The 26633-nt window shown below is 65.3% G+C and carries 22 protein-coding genes and 1 pseudogene; 16 read left to right on the forward strand and 7 right to left on the reverse strand.

Annotation, left to right across the window (positions count from 1 at the left end; genetic code table 11):
* The first annotated feature begins 205 nt into the window (after positions 1 to 205).
* The 8 genes from CRO48_RS12700 (at position 206) to CRO48_RS12735 (ending at position 10994) form a co-directional block, all read left to right on the forward strand.
* The gene (locus CRO48_RS12700; RefSeq protein WP_097139783.1) at positions 206 to 1366 is read left to right on the forward strand and encodes an acyl-CoA dehydrogenase family protein; all 1161 of its coding nucleotides are present in this window, start codon (positions 206 to 208) and stop codon (positions 1364 to 1366) included.
* A 7-nt stretch (positions 1367 to 1373) separates the two neighbouring features.
* Positions 1374 to 3428, forward strand: a complete 2055-nt coding sequence (locus CRO48_RS12705) for an acetate--CoA ligase family protein (RefSeq protein ID WP_097139785.1) — start codon at positions 1374 to 1376, stop codon at positions 3426 to 3428.
* 4 nt (positions 3429 to 3432) lie between these two features.
* A complete protein-coding gene (locus CRO48_RS12710; protein ID WP_097139788.1) occupies positions 3433 to 4215 on the forward strand; it encodes a carnitinyl-CoA dehydratase in 783 nt (260 codons plus the stop codon).
* 303 nt (positions 4216 to 4518) lie between these two features.
* A complete protein-coding gene (locus CRO48_RS12715; protein WP_097139790.1) occupies positions 4519 to 6108 on the forward strand; it encodes an ABC transporter substrate-binding protein in 1590 nt (529 codons plus the stop codon).
* 113 nt (positions 6109 to 6221) lie between these two features.
* A complete protein-coding gene (locus CRO48_RS12720; RefSeq protein WP_407071925.1) occupies positions 6222 to 7238 on the forward strand; it encodes an ABC transporter permease in 1017 nt (338 codons plus the stop codon).
* On the forward strand, positions 7235 to 8062 hold the full coding sequence (locus CRO48_RS12725) for an ABC transporter permease (protein WP_097139792.1): 828 nt from the start codon (positions 7235 to 7237) through the stop codon (positions 8060 to 8062). Before CRO48_RS12720 ends, CRO48_RS12725 begins: the two co-directional genes overlap by 4 nt.
* Entirely contained in the window at positions 8055 to 9701 is a 1647-nt protein-coding gene (locus CRO48_RS12730) for an ABC transporter ATP-binding protein (protein WP_097139794.1), read from the forward strand. The genes CRO48_RS12725 and CRO48_RS12730 overlap by 8 nt, the downstream gene beginning before the upstream one ends.
* Positions 9702 to 10004: 303 nt before the next feature.
* Positions 10005 to 10994 carry a threo-3-hydroxy-L-aspartate ammonia-lyase gene (locus tag CRO48_RS12735; RefSeq protein ID WP_097139796.1) on the forward strand — a complete coding sequence of 330 codons (990 nt, stop codon included), beginning with the start codon at positions 10005 to 10007 and terminating at the stop codon, positions 10992 to 10994.
* Positions 10995 to 11073: 79 nt separating this feature from the next.
* Here CRO48_RS12735 and CRO48_RS12740 read toward each other — a convergent pair whose 3' ends face one another.
* Positions 11074 to 11868: a helix-turn-helix domain-containing protein gene (locus CRO48_RS12740; RefSeq protein WP_097139798.1), complete on the reverse strand. Its 795-nt coding sequence runs from the start codon at positions 11866 to 11868 to the stop codon at positions 11074 to 11076.
* A 127-nt stretch (positions 11869 to 11995) separates the two neighbouring features.
* Here CRO48_RS12740 and CRO48_RS12745 point away from each other — a divergent pair, with 127 nt between their 5' ends.
* Together CRO48_RS12745 and CRO48_RS12750 are read left to right on the forward strand one after the other, a co-directional pair.
* Complete coding sequence (locus CRO48_RS12745; protein WP_097139800.1) at positions 11996 to 13585, forward strand: ABC transporter substrate-binding protein; 1590 nt, start codon at positions 11996 to 11998, stop codon at positions 13583 to 13585.
* A gap of 26 nt (positions 13586 to 13611) precedes the next feature.
* Positions 13612 to 15612, forward strand: coding sequence for a CocE/NonD family hydrolase (locus CRO48_RS12750; protein ID WP_097139802.1), 2001 nt, complete (start codon positions 13612 to 13614; stop codon positions 15610 to 15612).
* Between the two features lie 146 nt (positions 15613 to 15758).
* On the opposite strand, the gene CRO48_RS12755 is transcribed toward CRO48_RS12750, so the two are convergent.
* Positions 15759 to 17204: a phospholipase D-like domain-containing protein gene (locus CRO48_RS12755; protein ID WP_097139804.1), complete on the reverse strand. Its 1446-nt coding sequence runs from the start codon at positions 17202 to 17204 to the stop codon at positions 15759 to 15761.
* A gap of 218 nt (positions 17205 to 17422) precedes the next feature.
* Here CRO48_RS12755 and CRO48_RS12760 point away from each other — a divergent pair, with 218 nt between their 5' ends.
* Complete coding sequence (locus CRO48_RS12760) at positions 17423 to 18016, forward strand: DedA family protein (RefSeq protein WP_097139806.1); 594 nt, start codon at positions 17423 to 17425, stop codon at positions 18014 to 18016.
* Between the two features lie 82 nt (positions 18017 to 18098).
* Here CRO48_RS12760 and CRO48_RS12765 read toward each other — a convergent pair whose 3' ends face one another.
* From CRO48_RS12765 to CRO48_RS12775, 3 genes are all read right to left on the reverse strand, one after another.
* Positions 18099 to 18374, reverse strand: coding sequence for an Atu4866 domain-containing protein (locus CRO48_RS12765; RefSeq protein WP_245423515.1), 276 nt, complete (start codon positions 18372 to 18374; stop codon positions 18099 to 18101).
* Between the two features lie 91 nt (positions 18375 to 18465).
* Positions 18466 to 18918, reverse strand: a complete 453-nt coding sequence (locus CRO48_RS12770) for a carboxymuconolactone decarboxylase family protein (RefSeq protein WP_097139810.1) — start codon at positions 18916 to 18918, stop codon at positions 18466 to 18468.
* Between the two features lie 13 nt (positions 18919 to 18931).
* Entirely contained in the window at positions 18932 to 19663 is a 732-nt protein-coding gene (locus CRO48_RS12775; protein ID WP_097139812.1) for an SDR family oxidoreductase, read from the reverse strand.
* Between the two features lie 168 nt (positions 19664 to 19831).
* On the opposite strand from CRO48_RS12775, the gene CRO48_RS12780 reads away from it, so the two are divergent.
* Entirely contained in the window at positions 19832 to 20728 is an 897-nt protein-coding gene (locus tag CRO48_RS12780) for an AraC family transcriptional regulator (protein WP_097139814.1), read from the forward strand.
* A 441-nt stretch (positions 20729 to 21169) separates the two neighbouring features.
* Complete coding sequence (locus CRO48_RS12785) at positions 21170 to 21637, forward strand: SRPBCC family protein (RefSeq protein ID WP_176526743.1); 468 nt, start codon at positions 21170 to 21172, stop codon at positions 21635 to 21637.
* A gap of 27 nt (positions 21638 to 21664) precedes the next feature.
* Here CRO48_RS12785 and CRO48_RS12790 read toward each other — a convergent pair whose 3' ends face one another.
* Positions 21665 to 22078: an ACT domain-containing protein gene (locus tag CRO48_RS12790; RefSeq protein WP_097139818.1), complete on the reverse strand. Its 414-nt coding sequence runs from the start codon at positions 22076 to 22078 to the stop codon at positions 21665 to 21667.
* Complete coding sequence (locus CRO48_RS12795; RefSeq protein ID WP_097139820.1) at positions 22075 to 23004, reverse strand: alpha/beta hydrolase; 930 nt, start codon at positions 23002 to 23004, stop codon at positions 22075 to 22077. Before CRO48_RS12795 ends, CRO48_RS12790 begins: the two co-directional genes overlap by 4 nt.
* Before the next feature lie 133 nt (positions 23005 to 23137).
* Here CRO48_RS12795 and CRO48_RS12800 point away from each other — a divergent pair, with 133 nt between their 5' ends.
* From CRO48_RS12800 to CRO48_RS12810, 3 genes and pseudogenes are all read left to right on the forward strand, one after another.
* On the forward strand, positions 23138 to 24046 hold the full coding sequence (locus CRO48_RS12800; protein ID WP_097139822.1) for a LysR family transcriptional regulator: 909 nt from the start codon (positions 23138 to 23140) through the stop codon (positions 24044 to 24046).
* 220 nt (positions 24047 to 24266) lie between these two features.
* A pseudogene (locus CRO48_RS12805) lies at positions 24267 to 25256 on the forward strand (linear amide C-N hydrolase); the annotation flags it as partial.
* A 205-nt stretch (positions 25257 to 25461) separates the two neighbouring features.
* Positions 25462 to 26622, forward strand: a complete 1161-nt coding sequence (locus CRO48_RS12810) for an ABC transporter substrate-binding protein (protein ID WP_097139826.1) — start codon at positions 25462 to 25464, stop codon at positions 26620 to 26622.
* Positions 26623 to 26633: the final 11 nt, after the last annotated feature.

The raw sequence follows: 26633 nt of genomic DNA on the forward strand, positions 1-26633 counted from the left end.
GCTAGACGCTTCGGGGGAGAACGAAGAGGCAAAAAAGTTGCATGCCGCCTGGACCGGCAAGGGCAAAGCCCGACCGGATGGGACCAGGCGAAAGAGAACGAGGCGCCGCCGCAATTTCCTTCTCCTCGCCTGCGGGGAGAAGGTGCTGGCAGGCGGATGAGGGGCAGGCCAGCAGGCGCCCCCTCAAAACACGAGGGAGAACACAATGAACTTCGCACTGACGGACGAACAGCAGATGATCGTCGACACGGTCCGCTCTTTCGTCGAGACCGAGATCTATCCGCACGAGAACGAGGTCGAGCGCACCGGCTTCGTTCCGCCGGAGCTGGGCCAGGAAATCGCCCGCAAGTGTAAGGAAATCGGCTTCTTCGGCTGTAATTTCCCGGAGGAAGTCGGCGGCGCGGGCCTCGACCACACCTCGTTCACCCTGGTCGAGCGCGAACTCGGCCGCGGCTCGATGGCGCTGACCGTCTTCTTCGGCCGCCCCTCCGGCATCCTGATGGGCTGCAACGACGAGCAGCGCGAGAAGTACCTGATTCCGGCTGTACGCGGCGACAAGTTCGACGCACTCGCCATGACCGAGCCGGACGCAGGCTCCGACGTGCGCGGCATGAAGTGCTTCGCCAGGAAGGACGGCGACGACTGGATCGTCAACGGCACCAAGCACTTCATTTCCCACGCCAATATCGCCGATTTCGTCATCGTCTTCATCGCGACAGGCGAGGAGCAGACGCCGCGCGGGCCGAAGAAGCTGATCACCTCGTTCCTTGTCGACCGCGGCACGCCCGGCTTCGAGATCCGCGACGGCTACAATTCGGTCTCGCATCGCGGCTACAAGAACTGCATCCTCTCCTTCGACGACTGCCGCCTGCCGTCCTCGCAGATCCTGGGCGAGGTGCACCGCGGCTTCGACCTTGCCAACGACTGGCTCTACGCCACGCGCCTGACGGTCGCCGCCACCTCCGTCGGCCGGGCGCGCCGCGTCTTCGACTACGCGCTCTCCTATGCGGCCGAGCGCAAGCAGTTCGGCAAGCCGATCGGCGCCAACCAGGGCGTTTCGTTCAAGCTCGCCGACATGATCACCGAGATCGACGCGGCCGACCTTTTGACGCTGTCGGCCGCCTGGCGCCTCGACCAGGGCCTGCCGTCGAACCGCGAGATCGCCTCTGCCAAGGTCTATGCTACGGAGATGCTCGCGCGGGTCACCGACGAGGCGATCCAGATCTACGGCGGCATGGGCCTGATGGACGACCTGCCGCTCGCCCGCTTCTGGCGCGACGCCCGCGTCGAGCGCATCTGGGACGGCACCTCCGAGATCCAGCGCCATATCATCAGCCGCGACCTGCTGCGGCCGCTGGGAGCGTGATCAGAACATGACCCGCTCCCTCGACCGCCTCATCCGGCCCCGCTCCATCGCCGTCTTCGGCGGCAAGGAGGCGGGCCGCGTCATCGAACAGTGCGACAAGATGGGCTTTGCCGGCGACATCTGGCCGGTCCATCCGACCAAGGACGAGATCCACGGCCGCCGTTGCTACCGCTCTGTCGCCGAGCTTCCCGCCGCCCCCGATGCGTCCTTCGTCGGCGTCAACCGCAACCTGACGATCGAGATCATCCGCGAGCTTTCGGCCCGCGGCGCCGGCGGCGCGGTCTGCTATGCCTCGGGCTTCCGCGAGGCCGTCACCGAGCTTGCCGACGGCGACGAGCTGCAGAAGGCCCTCGTTGCGGCTGCCGGCGACATGCCGATCCTGGGCCCCAACTGCTACGGCTTCATCAACATGCTGGACGGCGCGCTGATGTGGCCCGACCAGCACGGCATGGTCAGGATCGAGCGCGGCGTCGCCGTGCTCACCCAGTCCTCCAACATCGCCTGTAACATCTCCATGCAGCAGCGCGGTCTGCCGCTCGCCTATATCCTGACGGCCGGCAACCAGGCGCAGACCGGGCTTTGCGACCTCGCCTGCGCGGTGCTGGAGGATCCCCGCGTCACCGCCGTCGGCCTGCACATCGAGGGCTTTGACAGCATCGCCGCGCTGGAGCGGCTCGCCCGCCGCGCCCGCGAACTGCAGAAGCCGGTGGTCACGTTGAAGGTCGGCAAGTCCGAGCAGGCACAGCTTGCCACCGTCTCGCACACCGCCTCGCTGGCCGGCAACGACGCGGTCTCATCCGCGCTCCTTTCCCGCCTCGGGATCGGCCGCGTCGAGACGCTGCCGGAACTCCTGGAGACGCTGAAGCTCCTGCACCTCCATGGCCCGCTCGCAAGTTTCGACATCTCGTCGATGAGCTGCTCGGGCGGCGAGGCCTCGCTGATGGCCGACGCCGGCGTCAAGCGCAAGGTCGTCTACCGGGCGCTGCGCGAGGAGCAGCGTCTGCCCCTGCGCGAAAGCCTCGGCCAGATGGTGACGATCTCCAACCCGCTCGACTACCACACCTTCGTCTGGGGCAACCGCGAGAAACAGACCGAGGCCTTCACCGCGATGATGCGCGGCGGCTATGCGCTCAACCTGATCGTGCTGGATTTCCCGCGCCTCGACCGCTGCGATGCGAGCGACTGGGTGACGACCTGCCATGCCGTCATCGACGCCGCGCGGGCCGCGGGCGCCCGCGCCGGCATCGTCGCCAGCATGGGCGAGAACCTGCCCGAGGATACGGCGCTGATGCTGATGGAAAACGGTGTCGTGCCCTTCTACGGCATCGAGGAGGCGCTGGCCGCGGCAGAAGCCGCAGCGACCATCGGCGCGCTCTGGGCAACGCCCCTTCCCGCGCCGCTGCTGAATGTGGCTGCAGCAGACGGCGAGCCGGTGACGCTGACCGAGCACGAGGCCAAAGAGGCGCTCGCCGCATTCGGCCTGCCCGTCCCGGAGGGCCGCGTCGCCGAGACCGCGGATGAGGCTGCGGACGCCGCGGAGGCACTCGGATATCCGGTCGTCCTCAAGGGCCTCGGCGTCGCCCACAAAACGGAAGCCGGCGCGGTGAAGCTCAACTTGCAGACCCGCGACGCAGTGCTGGAAGCGGCCTCGGCCATGGCCGGCGTCGCCTCCGGCTACCTCGTCGAGAAGATGGTCGCCCGCCCTGTCGCCGAGCTCATCGTCGGTGCGATGCGCGACCCTGTCGCCGGTCCGGTGCTGACGGTCGGAGCGGGCGGAATCCTGGTGGAATTGCTGGAGGATTCGGCGCTTCTGACGCTTCCGACCGATGAAACGGCCATTCGCGCGGCGATTTCCGGCCTGAAGGTCGCAAAACTGCTGAACGGCTATCGCGGCGGCCCGCCAGGCGATGTCGATGCGCTCGTCGAAGCCGTCGCATCGGCGGCATCCTATGTCGTTTCAAACGCTTCAATTGTCGATGAACTGGATATCAATCCTATCATGGTGCTTGCTGGAGGCGACGGCGTCGTCGCGGCAGACGCCCTGATCCGTCTGAGGAAGTAAGCCCATGACCGGACCAATCCGCAAGCGCCGCGAAGGCGGCATCCTGGAAGTCACGATCGATCGCCCGAAAGCCAACGCGATCGATCTGGCGACGAGCCGCATCATGGGCGAGGTCTTCCGCGACTTCCGCGACGACCAATCCCTGCGCGTCGCGATCGTCACCGGCGCGGGCGAAAAATTCTTCTGCCCCGGCTGGGACCTGAAGGCGGCCGCCGCGGGCGACGCGGTCGACGGCGATTACGGCATTGGCGGCTTTGGCGGCATGCAGGAACTGCGCGACCTGAACAAGCCGATCATCGCCGCCGTCAATGGCATCTGTTGCGGCGGGGGGCTTGAGATCGCCCTCTCCACCGACCTGATCCTCGCCGCCGAGCATGCCACCTTCGCCCTTCCCGAGATCCGCTCCGGCACCGTGGCGGATGCCGCCTCGATCAAACTGCCCAAGCGCATCCCCTATCACATCGCCATGGACATGCTTCTGACCGGCCGCTGGCTGGACGCGGCCGAGGCGCACCGCTGGGGCTTCGTCAACGAGATCCTGCCGGCCGACAAGCTGCTCGACCGCGCCTGGGAACTGGCGCGGCTCTTGGAGAGCGGCCCGCCACTGGTCTATGCTGCGATCAAGGAAGTGGTGCGCGCCGCCGAGGGCGAGACGTTCCAGACGACGATGAACAGGATCACCCGCCGCCAGTTTCCGACGGTGGACGTCCTCTATTCGAGCGAGGACCAGCTGGAAGGCGCGCGCGCCTTCGCGGAGAAGCGAGATCCGGTGTGGAAGGGCCGCTGAGCGGTTCTTTTTTCCACATCGCCATGCCCTGAAAAACCATGCTCGCGCACGTCGCGGGCATTTGCATAAGGTGCATTTATGCACAGCGAAGGAAATTTAGGGCGTTACATTCGAGACAAATTCAGTAATCTTATCAATCAGCAAGCGGTGGGAGCCGCAAAGGGAACAAGGAGAACTTGAAGACCGACAAGGCGCCGGATGAGCGCCCCCGCACAGCCGACCGTGCGAAAATCTCCGGCGGCAGACCAGAAATTCTACCAAGCACAAGAAGGCCGGAACCGGCCGAACGAAGGGAACAGGGGAATGACGGACTATACGAACTATCTCGCTCGCCAGGTCATGCTCGGCAAGATGAACCGCCGCGAATTCATGGGCCGCGCCGCCGCCTTCGGCGTGACGCTCGCCGCCGCCGGAACGATGTTCGACACCGCCGCCAAGGCGCAGGAGCCCAAGCGCGGCGGCCATCTCAAGCTTGGCCTCGAAGGCGCTGCCGCCACCGACAGCAAGGACCCCGCAAAGTCGCTCTCGCAGTTCACCTTCGTCATGGGCCGCAACTGGGGTGACATGCTCGTCGAATCCGAGCCGCTGACGGGCGCTCCGGTTCCTGCTCTCGCCGAATCCTGGGAGCCGTCCGCCGACGCCGCCACATGGACCTTCAAGATCCGCCAGGGCGTCAAGTTTCACGACGGCAAGGAACTGACGGTCGACGACGTCGTCAAGACCCTGCAGCGCCACACCGACGAGAAGTCTGAATCCGGCGCGCTCGGCGTGATGAAGTCGATCAAGGAGATCAAGGCCGACGGCGGCAACCTCGTCCTCGTGCTGACCGAAGGCAATGCCGACCTGCCGCTGCTTCTGACCGACTACCACCTGGTCATCCAGCCGAACGGCGGCCTAAACGATCCGAACGCGATGATCGGCACCGGCCCCTACAAGGTCACAAGCTTCGAGCCGGGCGTGCGCGCCACCTTCGAGAAGAACGCTGACGACTGGCGCACAGACCGCGGCTATGTAGACACGATCGAGATGATCGCGATGAACGACGCGACTGCACGTATCGCCGCGCTCTCATCCGGCCAGGTTCACTACATCAACCGCGTCGATCCGAAGACCGTGGATCTGCTCAAGCGCGCGCCCACCGTCGAAATCCTGAACACCTCCGGCCGCGGCCACTACGTGTTCATCATGCACTGCGACACCGCGCCCTTCGACAACAACGACCTCCGCATGGCGCTGAAATATTCCATGGACCGCGAGACGATGGTCCAGAAGATCCTCGGCGGATACGGCAAGGTCGGCAACGACTTCCCGATCAACGAGACCTATGCCCTCTTCCCCGAAGGCATCGAGCAGCGCACCTACGACCCCGACAAGGCCGCCTTCCACTACAAGAAGTCCGGGCACAGCGGCCCGGTGCTGCTGCGCACCTCCGACGTCGCCTTCCCGGGCGCCGTCGATGCCGCGGTCCTCTATCAGGAAAGCGCCAAGAAGGCCGGCATCGAAATCGAGGTCAAGCGCGAACCGGGCGACGGCTACTGGTCCAACGTCTGGAACGTGCAGCCCTTCTCCACCTCCTACTGGGGCGGGCGCCCGACCCAGGACCAGATGTATTCGACGGCCTACCTTTCGACCGCCGACTGGAACGACACGCGCTTCAAGCGGGAGGACTTCGACAAGATCCTGCTGGAAGCCCGCTCCGAACTGGACGAGGCCAAGCGCAAGGAAATGTATCGCACGATGGCGATGATGGTACGCGACGAAGGCGGTCTGATCCTGCCGATGTTCAACGACTTCGTGAACGCGGGCTCCAAGAAGATGAAAGGCTACGTCCACGACATCGGCAACGACATGTCCAACGGCTACATTGCAACCCGCGTCTGGCTTGAAGGCTGATGACGGGCGGCGGATCGACGCGCGATCCGGCTGCGACGATGGCAGGAGTTGCGGGTTCCGACCCGCAACTCTCCGTCGCTGCGGGAACGGATGCGTCCAAGGGAAATCAATCTTTGAACACTGCGACTTCAAATGACCAGGGTGCGCTTTCGCCCTGGGGTAAATTCGTCAGAAAAAGCCCGCTTGCGGCCCTCATCCTCCAGCGGCTCGCGCTCAGCGTGGCCCTTCTCTTCGCCGTCTCGATTATGATCTTCGGCGGTGTCGAGGCGCTGCCGGGCGACTTCGCCACCACTTATCTCGGCCAGTCGGCCACCCCCCAGGCGGTCGCCAACATCCGGAAGGATCTCGGCCTGGACCAGCCCGCCACGACGCGCTACTTCCAGTGGCTCGGCGGCGCGCTGCAGGGTGACTTCGGAAATTCGTGGGCGTCCCGCAACTCGGTCAGCGAACAGATCGGCAAGCGGCTGGGCAACTCCCTCTTCCTCGCCTTCTTTGCAGCAATCATCTCGATCCCGCTTGCGATCGGCCTTGGCATGCTCGCAGTGCAGTTCCGCGACAGGCTGGTGGACAAGGTCATCAACGTCATTTCGCTGGCGGCGATCTCGCTGCCGGAGTTCTTCGTCGGCTACCTGCTGATCCTGTTCTTCGCCGTTCAGATGGGCGTGGCCACCTTCCCCGCCACCGTCTACGACAGCATGGGCCTGACCGAACGCCTCTCGGCGATCGCGCTTCCGACCGCGACCCTCGTGCTGGTGGTGCTCGCCCACATGATGCGCATGACCCGTGCCGCGATCCTCAACGTCATGTCGTCGGCCTATGTCGAGACGGCAGAGCTCAAGGGGCTCAGCGGCCTTCGCATCATCGCAAGGCACGCGGCCCCCAACGCCGTCGCCCCGGTGATCAACGTGGTCGCGCTGAACCTCGCCTATCTCGTCGTCGGCGTCGTCGTGGTCGAGGTCGTGTTCGTCTATCCCGGCATGGGCCAGTACATGGTCGACGCGGTGACGGTGCGTGACATGCCGGTGGTGCAGGCCTGCGGCCTGATCTTTGCCGCCTTCTACATCTTCCTGAACATGGTGGCCGACATCCTCGCCATTGTCGCCAACCCGAGACTGAGGCATCCGCGATGAGACTGCGCTCCATTCCGCTCAGCGCATGGGTCGGCATCGCGGGCATCGCGATCGCCCTGATCTGCGCCATTTTCGCACCATGGCTCGCGCCGCATGGCGAGAGCGAGATCGTCGGCGACATCTGGGCGCCCATGGGCGGGGACTTCCTGCTCGGCACCGACAATCTCGGCCGCGACCTCCTGTCCCGGCTGATCTACGGCGCCCGCACCACGATCTTCGTGGCGCTCGCAGCGACCGTCCTGTCCTTCAGCCTCGGCATGCTTCTTTCCTTCATCGCCGCCGTTACCGGCGGGCTCGTCGACCAGTTGTTCTCGCGTTTCAACGACCTGATGATGGCGATTCCGACGCTGATCTTCGCGCTGGTCGTCCTCGCCGTCCTGCCGCAGCAGCTCTGGATCCTGATCCTCGTGATGGCGGTGCTCGATTCCACCCGCGTCTACCGCATCGGCCGCGCCGTGGCGCTCGATGTGGCGGTGATGGAGTTCGTCGAGGCGGCGCGCCTGCGCGGCGAGGGCACCGGCTGGATCATCTTCCGCGAGATCCTGCCGAACACGCTGTCGCCGCTGCTCGCCGAATTCGGCCTGCGCTTCGCCTTCTCCATCCTGTTCCTCTCCACCCTCTCCTTCCTCGGCCTCGGCATCCAGCCGCCGGCCGCCGACTGGGGCGGCATGGTCAAGGACAACAAGGACGGCATCATCTTCGGTATCTCCGCAGCCCTCGTTCCGGGTGCGGCAATCGCCATCCTCACCATCTGCGTCAACCTCGTCGTCGACTGGCTGATGAAACGCACCTCGAGCCTGAAGGGAGGACGCGGCGATGCCTGAACCGTCAAAGACTGCTCTGCTCTCCGTCCGCAATCTCAAGATCGAGGCGACCAGCTACCCGCCGGGCGAAGCGCCGAAGACGGTCACCCTCGTGGAGGGCGTGAACTTCGACGTGCAGAAGGGCAAGGTGTTGGGCCTGATCGGCGAGTCCGGCGCCGGCAAGTCCACCATCGGCCTCACCGCGCTCGCCTATGGCCGCGGCGGCGTCCGCATTACCGGCGGCGAGGTCACGCTGAACGGCCAGGACCTCTTGAAGCTCGACCATGCCGGCATCCGCAAGGTGCGCGGGGCCAAGGTCTGCTATGTCGCGCAATCTGCGGCGGCGGCCTTCAACCCCGCCCATCGGCTCGGTGAGCAGGTGATCGAGGCCACGCTGAAGCACGGCATCATGAGCCGCGCGGAGGCCGAAAAGCGCGCGCTCTATCTCTTCCGGGTGCTCGGCCTGCCCAATCCCGAGACCTTCGGCGAGCGCTATCCGCACCAGGTCTCGGGCGGCCAGTTGCAGCGGGCGATGACCGCGATGGCGCTCTGCCCCAACCCCGAGCTCATCGTCTTCGACGAGCCGACGACGGCGCTCGACGTCACCACCCAGATCGACGTGCTCGCCGCGATCAAGCACGCGATCGAGGAGACGCACACGGCGGCGATCTACATCACCCACGACCTTGCCGTCGTCGCCCAGATCACCGACGACATCCTGGTGCTGCGCCACGGCAAGATGGTGGAATACGGCACGGTCAAGCAGATCATCGAGGCGCCGACGCAGGACTATACTCGCGCGCTCGTCAACGTCCGCGGCACCGGCCGCGACGAGGCCGCCGACCAGTCCGACACGCTGCTCAAGGTCGACAACGTCACGGCCGGCTACGCCAACGGCTTCAAGGTATTGCACAACGTTTCGCTGCACCTGCCGAAAGGCCAGACGCTCGCCGTCGTCGGCGAGAGCGGTTCGGGCAAGTCGACGCTCGCACGAGTGATCACCGGCCTGCTGCCGCCGCAGGAAGGCACCGTCACTTTCGACGGCAAGCCGCTGCCACGCGCGCTGAAGGGCCGCAAGAACGAGGAGCTGCGCCGGATCCAGATGATCTACCAGATGGCCGATACCGCGATGAACCCGCGGCAGACGGTGCGCAACATCATTGGCCGGCCTCTGACGTTCTACTTCGGCCTGCACGGCAAGCAGAAGACGGAGCGGGTGCGCGAGCTTCTCGACCAGATCGAGATGGGCGACCGCTTCCTCGATCGCTTCCCGGCCGAGCTCTCCGGCGGACAGAAGCAGCGCGTGGCGATTGCCCGGGCGCTCGCCGCTCGGCCCGAACTGATCCTCTGCGACGAGCCCACATCAGCCCTCGACCCGCTGGTAGCCGAAGGCATCCTCAAGCTGCTCCTGAAACTGCAGGAGGAGACGCAGGTCTCCTACATGTTCATCACCCACGACATCGCCATCGTCCGCGCGATAGCCGATTCGGTTGCCGTCATGCACCGCGGCAAGCTGGTGCGCTTCGGCCCGAAGTCGAAGGTGCTCTCGCCACCGTTCGACGACTATACCGACCTGCTCCTGAAATCGGTTCCCGAAATGGAAATCGGTTGGCTGGAAAAGGTGCTGACGACCCGGCGGATGGAGAGCGCGGGGAACTGAGCTTATCGCCAGGGAACGATGGAAGCCCGTCATGCCGGACCCGATCCGACATCCAGTGCGCGCAAGTCCTTGCGCGGGAAAGCACTTTTCGCGTCGCGGACGCGACGCCGCTGGACCCCCGACCCAGTCCGGGGGGACGGAAAGGACGGCCGCGCCGACTCCATAGGGTCATCTCCCCCTTATGGAGGAGATGACCGGCCGGCGAATAGGGGTCCGACATTCCCACCTCCGGCCCGTGCGGGGACGGTTGTGCGCCGGCACACATTGCACCCGGGCTGAATGCGCCCTGAAGCGGAGAATCCCATGAACGACGCCACCGGCCAGCAATCCCTGCGCATCCCCACCTTCGAGGACGTCCGCGCCGCGCAGGCGCGTCTCGCCGGCAAGGCGCACCGCACCCCGGTCCTCACCTCGAGGACTGCAGACGAGAAAGCCGGCGCCACCCTGTTCTTCAAGGCCGAAAACCTGCAGCGCGTCGGCGCCTTCAAGTTCCGCGGCGCCTATAACGCGATCGCGGCGATTACACCGGATATCAGAAGGAACGGCATCGTCGCCTACTCGTCGGGCAACCATGCGCAGGCGATCGCGCATGCCGCTCATCTGCTGGGCGTGCCCGCTACCATCGTGATGCCGCACGACGCGCCCGCCATCAAGGCGCAGGCAACCGGCGGCTACGGTGCGACGATCGTCTTCTACGACCGCTACACGGAAGATCGCGAGGCGATCGGCCGCCGCATCGCCAGTGAAACCGGAGCCAGCCTGATCCCGCCCTACGACCATCCCGACGTCATTGCCGGCCAGGGCACGGCGGCACTCGAGCTGATCGAGGACGTCGGCCCGCTCGATATGCTGGTGGTTCCGCTCGGCGGCGGCGGTCTGCTCGGCGGCTCAGCGCTCGCGGCAAAGGCGCGCTCCCCCGATTGCGCCGTCTACGGCATCGAGCCGGAAGCCGGCGACGACGGTCGGCAGTCGCTCGCAAAGGGCGAGGTCGTGCATATCCCGGTGCCGAAATCGATCGCCGACGGCGCCCTGTCCACCCATGTCGGCTATCACAATTTCCCGATCCTGCAGGACAAGGTGGAAGGCATATGTACCGTCTCGGATGCGCAACTGGTCGACACGATGCGCTTCTTCGCCGAGCGGATGAAGATCGTCGTGGAGCCGACCGGCTGCCTGGCCGCGGCAGCGGTACTGAACGGCATCATACCCTGCCGCGGCAAGCGCGTCGGCATCATCCTGAGCGGCGGCAATGTGGACGTCGCGACTTTTGCCAGCCTCCTCGCTTCGAAGTAGCGCCGCATCCGGAAGCGCGAAGGCCAATCCCTCGCCGTCCTCATGACCAGCCGATCGAAGGCGTTCAGCCGGGTTGGCCTCAGTAGTCCGTCGGCACCGTCAAGACCTCGGCATCGGGGGTGTCGAGGAAGCTCCTGACGGTGGCGGGCAACTGCCTGGACGTGAAGGGCAGCACGCCGCAACGCGACAGCATCTGGCGCAGGTCCGGCTCCTGGCCGATATGACGCCAGATCATGCGCGAGGCATAGGGCAGGTTCTCCTTGCGCCAGGAGACCCCCATGGTGGTGCCGCGCAGGTAGACGCGCTGGTGCACCTCGAACGGCATGAGGATCGTCTGCGACAGCATCGGCTGCTGGCCGACGCTGCGCTCGGCGATGAAGATGCGGTTGCGCCAGAAGGTGACGAGCCCGACATATTTCGAAAACTGGTGGATCTCGTTGGCTGCATCGTGGATGCGCTCGATCGACTTCACCCGGATCGCCCCGCCCTCCTCGTAGATGCGTGCACAGGAGCAGACGACCAGCCCCGGCCATGAAGGCGAGATGTGATAGGTCTGGTAGTAGCCGACATGGCGCCGCAGCGCGGCGAGGTCTCCGGGAAAACCGTCCAGCAGCCCATGTGCCGACGACCGGTCGCGATCAGGGCGCGTAAGCCGTGCCGCAAACAGTTTGGGCGCAAGGTCGAAGTCCTGGGGGGCAATGCCGAAGAAGGCGGCGATGCGTCCGGCATTGTGCGGCGAAGGCCGTGCCTCGCCGCTGATATAGCGGTTGAACTGCTGCCGGTTAAGCCCGATTTCGCGACAGATCTGCGAGATCGACCGCCGCGTCGAACAGGCGAAGCGCAGGTTCTGCGCGAACGGATCGGGATCGGGCAAGACGCAACTCCACGGCTATTGGCGATATAGCGTAAACTAGCGTCAGATAGCATCAAGTCGCGAAATTGTGTAGTGTCCATGAAGCGATAGGTTTCCCGCTGGAACATCCAATTGAGGGAACTTCAGCATGACCGACTTCACCAGGCGCCCCGACGGACTGATCGTCCCGACCGAGATCAATCGCCGCAGCTTCCTTGCCGGCACGGCCGCGCTCGGCATCGCCGCCGGCCTTGGCGGTACGCTGGCGGCATCGGGCGCGCGTGCGCAGGAGCCGACGCGCGGCGGGCATCTGAAGCTCGGTCTCAAGGGAGGGGCCGCCACCGATGTGCTCGACCCGGCGACCTACAGCGCCTCGGTGCTCTTCGTCATCGGCCGCCTGTGGGGCGACACGCTGGTCGAGACCGATCCCAAGACCGGCGCCGCCCTGCCCTCGATCGCCTCGTCCTGGGAACCCTCCGCCGACGCTTCCGTCTGGACCTTCAAGATCCGAAACGACGTGTCGTTCCACGACGGAAGCAAGATGACGGTGGCCGACGTGGTCGCCACCCTGAAGCGCCACTCAGACGAAGGCGCCAAGTCCGGCGCGCTCGGCCTGATGAGCTCGATCAAGACGATCGAGGAGAAGGCCGGCGACCTCGTCATCACGCTGGCCGAAGGCAATGCCGACCTGCCGCTGCTTCTGACCGACTATCACCTGATCATCCAGCCGAACGGCGGCCTCGACAATCCGGCCGCGGCCGTCGGCACCGGCCCCTACAAGCTTTCCAGCTACGAGGCCGGCGTGCGTGCCACCTTCGAGAAAAACGCTGCCGACTGGCGCTCCGATCGCGGCTTCGTCGATTCGGTCGAGATCATCGTGATGAACGACGCGACCGCGCGCATCGCCGCCCTCTCCTCGGGTCAGGTGCATTTCATCAACAACATCGACCCGAAGACCGTGCCGCTTTTGAAGCGTGCGCCGCGCGTCGAGATCATCCGCAGCGCCGGCAAGGGCTTCTACTCGTTCCTGATGCACTGCGACACCGCCCCCTTCGACAACAACGACCTGCGGCTGGCGCTGAAATATGCGATCGACCGGCAGGCGATCCTCGACCGCGTACTCGGCGGCTACGGCACGCTTGGCAACGACTATCCCGTCAATTCCAACTATGCGCTCGCCGCCGACGACATCGAGCAGCGCGCCTACGATCCAGACAAGGCGGCCTTCCACTTCAAGAAGTCCGGGCATGACCGCCCCGTCCTGCTGCGCACCTCCGACGCCGCCTTCGCCGGCGCGGTCGACGCCGCCGTCATCTTCCAGGAAAGCGCCAAGAAGGCCGGCATCGAGATCGAGGTCCGCCGCGAACCGGAGGACGGCTACTGGACCAACGTCTGGAACGTCCAGCCCTTCTGCGCTTCCTATTGGGGCGGCCGGCCGACGCAGGATTCCCGCTACTCCACCTCCTACCTCTCCACCGCCGAGTGGAACGATACCCGCTTCAAGCGCGAGGACTTCGACAAGCTTCTGCTGCAGGCCCGCTCGGAACTTGACGAGACCAAGCGCAAGGACCTCTACCGCACCATGGCGCTGATGGTCCGCGACGAGGGCGGCCTGATCCTGCCGGTCTTCAACGACTACGTCATGGCTGCCTCGACGTCCGTGAAGGGCATCGTCGACGACATCGGCAACGACATGTCGAATGGCTACATCGGCAGCCGCGCCTGGATCGAGGCCTGAGGCGAGCAACGGATCGGAAGAAGAGCATGACCGAACGAAACTTCACCGTGATCGAGAACGAGTGGATCACGCTTGCGGACGGCACGCGGCTTTCCGCGCGCATCTGGATGCCGGACGGGGCCGAGAATGACCCCGTGCCCGCCGTTCTCGAATTTCTCCCCTACCGGAAACGCGACGGAACCTGTGCGCGCGACGAATCTACCTACCCGGTCTTCGCCGCAGCCGGCATCGCCGGCGTGCGCGTCGATATCCGCGGCTCGGGCGAGTCTGACGGCGTGATCGACGGCGAATATACGCCGCTCGAGCTCGCCAATGCCTGCGAACTGATCGCCTGGATCGCAGCCCAACCCTGGTCCAACGGTTCGGTCGGCATGATGGGCATCTCCTGGGGCGGCTTCAACTGCCTTCAGGTGGCTGCCCTGAAACCGCCGGCACTGAAGGCGGTCATCTCGATCGCCTCCACCGTCGATCGCTATAACGACGACATCCACTACAAGAACGGCACGCATCTCTCCGCCCAGCTCTCCTGGGCGGCGACCATGCTCGCCTACCAGTCCCGCTCGCCCGATCCCGAGATCGTCGGCGACCGCTGGAAGGCGATGTGGCTGGAGCGGCTGGAGAACGAGCCCTTCTTCCTGGAGGAGTGGCTGAAGCACCAGCGCCGCGACTCCTTCTGGAAGCACGGCTCGATCTGCGAGGATTTCGACGGCTTCCCCGTTCCCGCCCTCGTCATCGCCGGCTGGGCCGACGGCTACCGCAACACGCCGCTGAAAGCCGTCGAGGGACTCGGTTCCAAGGCCAAGGCCCTGATCGGCCCCTGGGTCCACAAATACCCGCATTTCGCCTGGCCGAAGCCGCGCATGGATTTCCACGCCGAAGCCATCGCCTGGTGGAACCGCTGGCTGCGCGGCGAGGAAAACGGCGCCGAGAACTGGCCGCAGGTCCGCGCCTACATCCAGGACGGGCCGAAACCGTCGCTCCGCCGCGAGTTCGATCCCGGCACCTGGATCGCTAAGCAGGAATGGAGCGCCCCGGACATGGAGTGCTTCTATGTCGAGCAGTTCGGCACGCTCGCGCCCGGCATGCCGATCGCAGGCGCGTCGAACCACGACCACTACCTGCGCTCGCCGCTCGACACCGGCACCATGTCCGGCGAATGGTTCACGCTGAAGCCGGATGCCGAGATGGCGCTCGACCAGCGCCTCGACGACGCCGGTTCGCTGGTGCTGGAGACGCCGCCGCTGACGGAGGCCCGCGACTATCTCGGCCAGCCGGTGCTCGACCTGCAGCTCTCCTGCGAGGCTGACATCGCCAACCTCTGCGCCCGGATCGTCGACGTCCACCCGGACGGCACGGCCACCCGCGTCTCCTTCGGCGTGCTCAACCTCGCCCACAGGGACGGAAACGCCGAGCCGAAGCCGATGAGGAAGGGCGAGAAGACCGAGGTCCGCCTTGTACTCGACGCGATGGGCTACCGCTTCGGCGCCGGCCACCGCATCCGCCTGTCGCTGTCGACCTCCTACTGGCCGACGATCGTCCCGCCGCCGACCGACCCCGGCCTCACGATCGACCTTGCCAGTCTCGGCCTGGCGCTGCCGAAGCTTGGGGGCCACGAGGCCGTTTCGCTGCCGGAACCGGCCAACAAGGACCCGCTGCCGAAGTACAACGAACTGGAGCCGGGCGAGACCGCCCGCAGCGTCGAGCGCGATCTCACCAACGGCCTGACCGAGTACACGATCTACGAGGACACCGGCCTGTCGGAACACCCCGGCACGGGGCTTGCGACGCGGCAGGTGCGCGACGAGCTCTGGTCGATTGCCGAGGGCGACCCGCTCTCGGCGACCGGCACTTCCACCTGGACCTGCGACATGCAGCGCCCCGGCTGGTTCGTCCGCACCGTCTCGACGGCGACGATCGCGTGCACGCAGACCGACTGGCTGATCTCCGCCTCCGTCCGCGCCTTCGAGGGCGAAGTGCAGATCTTCGAGAAGACCTTCGAAAAGGCGGTCCCCCGCGACTTCATGTGATAGCGACGCCGCCCCTCCCCGGGGCGGCCCCGCACGTCCGGTCACGCCGTCTTCCGAAGGCGGCTTGTCCGGTTGACCCGTCATCTTCGTCGCCGGCGCCGCCGCAAATCGTCGAGATGCCGCAGCCCGCCACGGGCACCGAGCGATCAGGCATGCCTGTATCGCTGACGCCGCAGATATCCCGACATGCGCCGGGCAACGCCCGTCGGGCGCTCCGGATCGGCGATGTCGGATTCGGCAAGCATCTTCTCCTCCGCGGTGAGTTCGCGCATCGGGACGTCGATCAGTCCTCTCCCTTCCGCCCGGTTGAGGGCCTCGATCGCCCGGACAAGCGAGCCGTGCTTTTCGAGCGCGGCCGCTACCTCGGCAGGGTCGCAGCCGAGGTGTTCGGCCAGCAGGTCGTTGCGATGGGCCTGGATCTTTTCGGCGATGGCGTCATTGTCCGCGCGGGATTCGATGATGACGTCGCATTCCGTGTCATAGCCCATCGAGCGGTTGTTCAGGTTCGCCGAGCCGAGCTTCATGATCCGGTCGTCAGCGATCATGATCTTGGCATGAACATAGATCGGGTTCCTCGCGTCGTTGACGGGATAGAGCAATCGGAATCGGCCATGCCGGTCGGCGTCGCGGACCAGCTTCATCAGCCGGATGCGTGCCGAGTCCATCGTCTTCGCCTCGAGCCACCCGTCAGCCCCCTCCGGATTGATCAGGACCACCTCGGGACCATCCGGCTCACGCAATCTTTCCGCCATGGCCTCGGCGATCCGCCGTGACGCAAAATACTGGCTTTCGACATACAGGTACCGTTTCGCGGTGGCGATCATCGCGAGCTTTGCCGCCTCGATCTCGGAGGCCTGGGGCTGCTTCTCGTATTCGGGCAAGGTCCGCGCGATACCGATCTCGATGTCGTGGAAATCGACGTTGAGACCCTCCGGCCAGGGATCTGACCGCGCCTCGAGCGGATCGAGTGTTTCTCCGGTGGCATGCTTCCACCTGGCGCGCGCCAGATCCCCCAGAGCCGCCGCGGCCGGCCCGGCGATACAGGTCGTCGCATCATGCCACGGCCCCTGCGCGAAGCCCATCGGCGAGCGCCGGCGCCTGTCGTCGTCGAGGTGTTCCCGGGTGTCCCACCGCCCGACGGTCATGTCGATGCCGCCGCAGAATGCGACGCGGTCGTCGATCACCAGCAGCTTCATATGATGCGCCGACAGCGTGGGGTGCGCGCCGTCGAGCTTGAGCTGCACTTTTTTGGAGAACATCCAGCTCAGGATGTAGAACGGCGTTTCGCCCCGGGTGATCGAGTTCAACAGCCCGATGTCCCACTTGAGGATGCGGATATCCAGGCCTTCGCGCCGCTTCGCCAGCCAGTTGAGGAAGCTTCCCAGTTTCTCGGGCGCTTCGTCCTTCGGCTCGCCGGGGACGAGGTCGATGCGGGTGTCGAAATCCCAGCCGATCATGAAGATCGACCGTTCCGCCTTCAGCATCGCACTCCGGGCATGCTCGAAGAATCCGGCGGCGTCGACGATCACCGTCACCCGATCCGCTTTACGGATCCGCCAGCATGTGTCGCCTTCGACGAGTATCGATGTCATGTTTACGCCTCTGTTCTCTCGCAAAGGCGATATAGGCGGCACGAAGGTGAGGTCGATGGGCTGGGTGGCGAAAAAGGGGCGATCCGGCGATGCATCTTTTTTGCCGTCTCGGGCGTTGTTCGCGACCAGTTGAAAGGATGACGACATGAAGGACGGGCGGATGCCTGCGCATCAGGAACGGTCAGGCGCCATGCGCATGTCGGAAGCCGGGTGAACCGATGGAGGAATTCGTTCACTCCACCATGCAGCAGTTCGGCGTTTTCGGCATCGGCCTGCTGATGTTCCTCGAAAACATCTTCCCGCCGATCCCCTCGGAGCTGATCATGCCGCTGGCGGGCTATCTCTCCACTCGCGGCGACATGAGCATCGTCGCCGTCATCGCAGCCGGTTCGACCGGATCCCTGCTGGGAATCATCCCCTGGTACGTGCTCGGCCGCATGATGGGGGAAAAGAAGCTCAAGTCGTTCGCGGGCCGGCACGGGCGCTGGCTGACGATGTCGCCCGACGACATCGCGCAGGCCGGGGAACGTTTCCGCAGGCATGGCCAGGTCTCTGTATTGATCGGCCGGCTGATACCGACGGTGCGGACGCTGATCTCTGTGCCGGCAGGCATCGCCCGCATGCCGTTCTGGCAGTTCCTGGCCTACTCCGCCATCGGCAGCGTCATCTGGACATCGGCGCTGGCGCTTGCGGGCTTCGGCCTCGGGCAGGCCTACGAGACCGTGAAGGACTACGTCAATCCGGTCGCGACTGCCGTCCTCTGCATCATGATCGTTGCCTACGGATACCGGGTCGCGACCTTCAAGGCGTGAGGTGACGCGCTCATTCCCTTCATTACCCTGCGAGCCGGTCGAATGGGGGCGGCCAACGAGCCGCCCCACTCTTGCTGCGCCCTTACTGGGCCGGTTTCTGTCCGTCGCGATAGAGGATCATGCCGCCGTGGTGGAGCACGCCGTCGATGAAGTCGCCGTCGGCGGTGAAGCCGGTGTCGTCCCAGTACTCGATGTGGTCGCCGCTCACCTCGTAGCGCCCCTTGTAGGCGCCCTCGCGGCTGCCGCGCGCCTCGACGTAGCGGCCATTCGGCAGCAACTCGTGGCGGACGTGGCCGTCCTCGGTGATCCACATCCCGGCATAGGGATGGCTGTTGCGGGCATCGGAAGCGGTGTTCATCTGCGCATGACCTTTCTGGACTGGAACGAATGCGGCGCAAAGGGCGATCGCGCCCGCCGCAAGAAACTGCATACCGTTCACCTTCGTCTCCTCACTGCTGGCCTTCGCGGCGCTCGGCGAAGAGCTCCGACAGCGTCTGCGAAGCGGCGATCGCCTTGGGGAAGCCGGCCGGCACCGTCACCATGTAGACGATCTCCTTCAACTCCTCTTCCGTGACCCCGATGTTGAGCGCGTAGCCGGCATGGACCTTCATGAAGACCCGCTCGCCGATCGCCGCGAAGGCGGCCACGGCGGCAAGCTGGCGGGTGCGGTTGTCGAGACCGGGCCGCGACCAGACGTCGCCGAGCGCATAGGCCTCGGTCGCCTCTGCAAGGAAGGGAAACTCCTCCCGCATTCGCTCCAGCGTCGGCTGGGTCTCGCCATTGTTCAGGCTCCTGATGACGGAATCGCCGCGCGTGAGGCGCTCTTCGGTCGTGTCGGCCGAGGCGGCAAGCGGCGTGGCGCACAGGAGGACCGCGGCGAAGATTCGGATTTGGCGATGCATGATCGATCTCCCTTCAGTAACCGCCGGTCGGACGGACGACGATCTCGCTCGTCGAGACGTTGGCCGGCTGGTCGATGGCATGGCGGATCGCGGCGGCGATCGCCTCCGGCTTCAGGGCGTTGCTGCGGAAGGAAACCATCGCCTCCGCCGCGACCGGGTCGGTGATGGTGCTGGCGAGCTCGGATTCGACCACGCCCGGATAGACGCAGGTGACGCGGATCTTGTCGTTCTCCTGCCGCAGGCCATCGGAAATCGCCCGCACCGCATATTTCGTCGCGCAGTAGACGGCGGCGGTGGGCACGACATAAAGGCCGCCGACGGAGGAGACGTTGATGATATGGCCGAAGCCCTGTGCGTTCATCACCGGCAGCACCGCCGCGATCCCGTGCAGCACGCCGCGGATGTTGACGTCGATCATCCGGTCCCATTCCTCGACCTTCAGCGAATTCATCGGCGACAGCGGCATCACGCCGGCATTGTTGACGATCACATCGATGCGACCGTATGCGTCGAGCGCGGCACGGGCGAAATCCTCCACGTCCTGCCGATGCGTCACGTCGAGGGCACGCAGCGCGACCGTGCCGCCGCCAGCCTCGACCTCGGCCTTCAGTTCTTCCAGGCGTTCGGTGCGGCGGGCGCCGATCATCAGCTTCGCTCCGGCCTCACCGAGTTCGCGGACAAGGCCCGCACCGATGCCGCTGCTGGCGCCGGTGATCAAAATTACCTTCTCGGATATGCTGGTCATTTCATCATCCTTTCCTTGCTGCCCGCGGCGGGTTTGCACCGGGCAGGTTTGAGAATGGCAACGACAGGCTTGGGTGCGGTAGCACGGATTTCCGCCATTCTTGCACGATCCTCCGAAACGCCTGTCGGCAGTCTTGGCAATCAGCCCGGATTACTAGAAGATCTGCCCATGGAGAACTTGACGGAATTGAAACAACGCATCGCGCGACATGCGCCCGACGACGGCTTCTTCGACACGGCGGTGCCCGGGCTGTCGCTGATCCGCTCCCAGGCCGTGTCCGACCCGGTCCACACGCTCTACGACCCCTCGTTCTGCCTCGTCGCCTCCGGCCGCAAGCGGGCGCGCATCGGCAGCCGCGAGATCGTCTACGAGACCGGCGGCTGCCTGGTCGTCGGCATCGACCTGCCAATCATCGGCGCCGTGATCGAGGCAAGCACCGACGCGCCCTATCTCTGCCTCAAGCTCAGCCTTGACCGCGGGATGCTGGCAGACCTGCTCTTGGGGGTAGCCCACACGGGCGGCGGCGCGCCGGAACCGGACCGCACCGAGGCGGCCGGCGTCCAAGCCGCCACGCCCGAACTGGTCGATGCCTCCACCCGTCTCCTCGGGCTTCTCGATGCGCCGCAAGACATTGCCACGCTCGCGCCGCTGGTCATCCGCGAGATCCACTACCGGCTGATGACCGGCCCACAAGGGGCGATCCTGCGCCAGATCGTAAGCGGGGAGAGCCATCTCGGCCAGATCGGCCGGGCCGTGGCCTATCTCTGCGACAACTATGCCGCGCCGACCCGGATCGAGGACCTCGCCCGCATCGCCGGCATGAGCCCCTCCTCCTTCCACGAGCATTTCCGAACCGCGACCGCGATGAGCCCGCTGCAGTTCCGCACCCGCCTGCGCATGCACGAGGCGCGACGGCTGATGGTCGCCGAAGGACTGAGTGCGGCCGAGGCCGGGTTCCGCGTCGGCTACGACAGTCCCTCGCAGTTCAGCCGCGACCATGTTCGCATCTACAGCCGGCCGCCCCGGCGCGACCTGTCGCGCATGCAGGCCGAGCAAGCGTACTGAGGCGGCATCACGGATCAGGCACGAACGGCCACGAATTCGTGTTCGTCAGCGGACATGAATACGGGTCTGCCGCCGCCGGTTCGCCACTTTTCGGGATCAGTTTCGCCTCCGGCATCGATTCGCACGTCAGATTGGATCGATTGCGTCTTTGGAGGAGCCGAGAAAAAGCCTGGGAGCGTTGCCGCTGGGACGGGACCACGCAAGGACGGCGAAACTATTGCGCAAGACGGGCTGGAAACAGACTAGGGAATGATTATCTGAAGCCTTCGAAGGTCGGCCCTTGCCTTCGGCGATCGGATCGCCGAAAGGACACCGCGCCACGGCCTGGAATTCTCCGTGCGCCGCACCTGGCTTCGGCGGACGTATAGCGACATCATATCTGCGCATGCATGACGCAGGGATTTGACGTCCCGGCCTGTGATGCTGCGCGAGGAGCAAACGATGACGATCCTGCAGCGCGCCATCGCGTCCGCGGATACCGCCCTTTCCGTCGAGCGCCGCTTCGACGCCCCCGTTCCGGTCGTCTACCGCCTGTGGACCGCGCCGGAACTGTTGGCGCTCTGGTGGGGACCGCACGACTTCACCACGCACTCGATCGCCATGGATTTCCGCCCCGGTGGAACCTGGTCCGCCGTGATCCGCTCCCCGTTCGGAGAAGACACGGTGATGTCGGCGCTCTACCGCGACATCGTCGAGAACAACTCCATTTCGTTCGCGCTACAGTCCGATGAGGGCGAGGAGAGCGAAGTCGCCGTTTCCTTTCACGCCGTCAATGGAACAACGCGCCTGACGATCCACCAGTCGCCGATGGCGCACCGCGCAGAAGCCGAAGCCTTCCGGGACGGCTGGCGGGAATATCTGGACAGGCTCGAATCCTATCTGCTCCGCCGTCACTGGGACGAGCGTTGAAAACACCGGTCAGGGGCGCGCGGGAATTTACCGCTTTGCGCCATTGCCGGCGAGCGCTGAGAGGACCTGAAGGGCCCGCTCACCGTCTGCGGCAGGCACGAACACATGGTCGTGGTGGAAGGCGGCAACGACGTTTGCGCTGATGCCCTCGCGCGAAAGGGCGGTGGCAATGGCGGCCGTCAGGCCGACGGCCTCAAGCGAGGAGTGCACGCTGAGCGTGATCAGTCGCATCGGCGCGCTGCACCCGATCCCTTCGGCCGCCGCCACCGCGGCGGGCAAGATCAGCGTCATCCCCTCCTCTTCCCGGAACGTTCCGAGCGCATCGAGATGGCGCAGCCGCTCCGCCTCGGCGAACGGCAGGCTGCAGAACACGAACAGCCCGTCCTTCAGCGCGGGCCGCATCTCGGAGACGAGCCTGTCCAGATCGGTGATTCCGCTCACGTCGTCGCCTCCCGCCCCGCGAAGTCGGCAACGGCGCCGCACAGCGCCGCAAAACCAGTCGCCGCACCGTCGCTCATGTGGCGCGCCCTCAGCCAGGCATGGATCATCTGCGGCTCCTCGCGGAAGCGGACCTCCACGCCGGCCAGCGCCAGCCGGGCCGCATACTGCCGCGCATCGTCGCGCAGCGGATCGAAGAACGCGCCGGTGATGAAGGTCGGCGGCAGGCCGGAGAGATCCGCGTGGGCGAGCGGAAATGCGTAGGGATTGTCCTGCGGCGCCTGATAGACGTCGCGGTAATAGAGCACGTCGGCGGTCGAAAGCCCAGGCGCCTCGGCCATCTCCACATAGGAGCCGGCCGACGTATCGCCGCCAAGGCCCGGATAGATCAACGCCTGGCCGACGACGCCGGAAAGCTGTTCGTCGCGCGCCTTCAGCACGAGGCCGGCGACGAGATTGCCCCCGGCGCTGTCGCCGATCAGCACGACCGGCCCATTGCCGCGCAGCAAATATTTCAGCACCTCGAAGCAGTCCTCGAACGCGGCGGGCCACACATGCTCCGGCGCCAGCCGGTAGTCGACCGAGATCAGTTCGGCACCGGCCGCTTCGGCAATCTCCGCACAGATCGCGTCGTGGCTCTGCAGCGATCCGACGACGAAACCGCCGCCGTGGACGTAACAGAGCCGCGTCTCGGTCGTTACCCGCGCCGGACGGTAGCGCCGTGTGGGAATGCGGCCCAGAACCATCGCCTCCTCGCGGATCATGCCGGCCGGCGACGGCTGGTCGAACTCGGCGCAGAGCGCATCGTACCACTGCCGCTGCTGGGCGATCGGCGCATCGACGGCATCGGCCGGATAGAAATCCTCACAGCGCTTGTGGAAGGCGAGAATGCCGGGTTCGGTGGGGAGAGGCTTGGCAGGTACGGTCATCTTTTATGTTCTCTCATGCATTCCGGGTGGAGGATCGCGGCGACGGCGGGACAGGACTCGCGGCGGCCCCGATGACCACACAGGAATGCGGCGGCCCCTTGCCTGCCGTCAAGGCCCCATATTAACTGCCGGCATGGCCTTTACCCTTCGTCAGTTGCAGTATTTCGTCGCCGTCGCCGAACAGGGATCGGTGACCCGCGCCGCCCAGATCCTGTCGATCTCGCAGTCCTCGATCACCGAAGCGGTGAAGGAGCTGGAGAGCGACCTTGGCGTGGAATTGTTCGAGCGCCACCCGCGCGGCCTGACGACCACCCACAACGGCCACCAGTTCCTCCGGCATGCGACCAAGATCCTCGCCAGCGTCTCCGATGCGCGCCGTTCCTTTTCCGACAACCCCTCGACCGAAAAGAGGCAGCTCAATCTCGGCGTCACCTCGCTGGTCGCAGGCTACGTGCTTTCCGACCTCCTGGCCCGCTATCGCCGCGCCTTTCCCGGCGTAGAGGTCAGCGCCATAGAGGATAACGGCTCCTACCTCGAACACCTCCTGATCGGCGGTGAACTCGACGTCGCCGTCATGGTCATCTCCAACCTGCGCGACCGCATGGCGCTTCAGGCGGAGATCATCGAGACGTCCCCCTACCGCCTCTGGCTGCCGCTCGGCCATCCGCTGGTCTCCGCCGAGATCATCTCGGTCGGGGATATCACCAAGGAGCCGCTGATCATGCTGACGGTGGACGAAATCGAGGAAAACACCGGCAAGCTGCTGTCAGCACTTGGCGCCCGTCCGCATGTGGCCTTCCGCACCCGCTCGGTCGAAGCGGTGCGCAGCCTGGTGGCGACGGGCGCCGGCATCGCGCTGCTGCCCGACCTCGTCTACCGCCCGTGGTCGCTGGAAGGCGACCGCATCGAAAGCCGCGACGTCTCCGGCGCACTGCCGGTGGTGCAGGTAGGCATGGTCTGGAGAAAGGGCTCCAGCCTGCCGCAGTCGGCCCGCGATTTCGTCGGGATCGCCGAGGCGCTTCGAAGCGGCCGCGGACGCTGAAGAAACGCGTCTGCTTGCATTTGCCGACAGGGGCGCGGCAGTTCGCGGGTTGCAAACGGCGGGCGGGCCGATAAGTTGAAGGCAGGTTTCGGCATCGCCCGGCACCGGCGTCCGACGTGCCCCCCGTGGAGAGGAGTTCAACGATGAACAGGACCGGCACTGCCGCCCGGAGGTTCCTTGCTCTGGCGACGGCCGTCTGCCTCGCCTCGGCCCCTCGATCGGGCAGGCCTGCACGCGGCTTGTCTATCTCGGCCCGGACGACAATATCATCACCGCCCGCTCGATGGACTGGAAGACCGATGTGGCGACCAACCTGTGGGTTCTGCCGCGCGGCATCGAGCGCAACGGCCAGGCCGGCCCCAACTCCTTCGAATGGAAGGCAAAGTACGGTTCGGTCGTTGCCACCGGTTACGACGTCTCCACCACGGACGGCGTCAACGAGGCGGGCCTCTCCGCCAATCTCCTCTGGCTGGTCGAATCCCAGTATCCGGCGCCAAACGTCAACAAGCCCGGCCTGACCATCGCGGCATGGGCGCAATACGTGCTTGACAGCTTCGCCACGGTTGCCGAGGCCGTGGACGCGCTGGAGAAGGAACCGTTCACGATCGTCACCGCCAACGTACCCGGCGAGGAGCGCCTGACGACGCTGCACCTGTCGATCTCGGATAAGACCGGCGACAGCGCGATCGTCGAATACATCGGCGGCAAGCAGGTCATCCACCATGACCGCAAATACCAGGTGATGACCAACTCGCCGATCTTCGATCAGCAGCTCGCGCTCAATTCCTATTGGCAGCAGATCGGCGGCACGGTCATGCTGCCCGGCACGAACCGCGCTGCCGACCGGTTTGCGCGCGCCTCCTTCTACGTGAACGCGATCCCGAAGGACGAAAACCCCAACCGCGCGCTTGCAAGCGTGTTCAGCGTCATCCGCAACGTGTCCGTGCCCTACGGCCTGACCACGCCCGAGGAACCCAACATCTCCTCCACTCGCTGGCGCACCGTGGTGGACCACAAGCGCAAGCTCTACTTTTTCGAAAGCGCACTGACGCCGAACACCTTCTGGGTGGACCTCAACGCGATCGACTTCTCGCCGGAGACGGGCAAGGTGATGAAACTGGACCTCGGCGAGAACCAGGATCACACCTATTCGGGGAACGCGACGTCCAGCTTCCAGGAGGCCAAGCCCTTTGAGTTCCTGGGCTTGTAGGGAGCCGTGACCCCGGCGTGCTGGCGAGGCCGACGGCGCCCCACTGAGCGGCCCTGTCTCGACCTGCGTTTGCAAGGTTTCCATTCGATTTCGGAAATTCCGATACCGCAATTCTGATTAATGAATTTGCGAAAGCGGCAGAAACGGGGCACGCTTCTTTCCGGGAACAATACCGCGCATCAAGCGGACAAACCGGGAGACTATCATGAAGCGATTTCTGCATTCCTGCACCGCGCTGACCCTGTCGCTCTCATTCGCCACCGCCGCCGTGGCACAGGAGCCACTGAAGGAACTGGGCAAGGGCGAAGGCGAGGTTTCGATCGTCGCCTGGGCCGGCTATATCGAGCGCGGCGAGACCGACAAGAACTATGACTGGGTCACGGCCTTCGAGAAGGAGACCGGGTGCAAGGTTTCGGTCAAGACCGCAGCCACCTCGGATGAAATGGTCGCGCTGATGAACGAGGGCGGCTTCGACCTCGTCACCGCGTCTGGCGACGCCTCTCGGCGCCTGATCGCCGGCAAGCGCGTCCAGCCGATCAACACCGACCTGATCCCGAGCTGGAAGACGGTGGACGAACGCCTGCAGAGCGCGCCATGGAACACGGTGAACGGCGTTCACTACGGCACCCCCTACCTGTGGGGACCGAACGTGCTGATGTACAATACCGAGGCCTTCAAGGACGCGCCACCCAAGAGCTGGAACGTCGTCTTCGAGGAGATGACGCTGCCGGACGGAAAATCCAACAAGGGCCGCATCCAGGCCTATGACGGCCCGATCCACATCGCCGACGCCGCCAACTACCTCATGCATCACAAGCCCGAGCTCGGCATCAAGGATCCTTACGAACTCAACGAGGACCAGTACAAGGCAGCCCTCGATCTTCTGCGCGTCCAGCGCACCCTGGTCGGGCGCTACTGGCACGACGCCATGATCCAGATCGACGACTTCAAGAACGAGGGCGTCGTCGCCTCCGGCTCCTGGCCCTTCCAGGTCAACCTGCTCAAGGCGGAAAAGCAGCCGATCGCCTCGACCTTTCCGGAGGAGGGCGTGACCGGCTGGTCTGACACGACCATGCTGCACGCCGACAGCGAGCATCCGAACTGCGCCTACATGTGGATGGAACATTCGCTTTCGCCGAAGGTGCAGGGCGACGCCGCCGCCTGGTTCGGCGCCGTCCCCTCGGTACCCGGGGCCTGCAAGGGCAACGAGCTCCTCGGCGAAGAGGGCTGCGCCACCAACGGCTTCGAGAACTTCGAGAAGATCCGCTTCTGGAAGACGCCGATTTCCAAGTGCGAAAGCCAGGGCGAGTGCGTGCCCTATCACCGCTGGGTGTCGGATTACATAGGCGTGATCGGCGGGCGTTGAGGCCGTTTTAT

Source organism: Rhizobium subbaraonis (assembly GCF_900220975.1).
GTDB lineage: Bacteria > Pseudomonadota > Alphaproteobacteria > Rhizobiales > Rhizobiaceae > Mycoplana > Mycoplana subbaraonis.